Origin of the sequence: Bacillus sp. SIMBA_008 (assembly GCF_046535495.1) — a bacterium.
GTDB lineage: Bacteria > Bacillota > Bacilli > Bacillales > Bacillaceae > Bacillus > Bacillus subtilis.
In genome coordinates, this window is sequence record NZ_JAWRWL010000361.1 from 1 (window position 1) to 277 (window position 277).

A 277-nucleotide genomic window follows, 5' to 3' on the forward strand; every position below is an offset into this window, starting at 1 on the left:
GCATCATACGTAATGATGTTAGATGCGAAATATGTACTAGCCGCTCTTCCGCTAAACTTATTCTCAAGCTTGATCGTTTGTTCGCTATTAACACCGGTTGATACGAAGAAAGAAGATGAAGTGATTCAAAAATTTGATAGAACTTTATTCGGAGACAGCTTTATCGGCGCAATGATTAACGGTGCGCTTGATGGTTTAAAAGTAGCTGGTATCGTTGCTGCATTAATGATTGCCTTCATCGGTGTGATGGAAGTTGTAAACTACGTAATTAGCGCAG

General features: G+C 39.7%; 1 protein-coding gene. It reads left to right on the top strand.

The window, feature by feature from the left end:
- Nucleotides 1–277: nucleoside transporter C-terminal domain-containing protein (locus tag SB658_RS23605; protein ID WP_410602728.1), on the top strand; the 277-nt coding region annotated here is incomplete at both ends.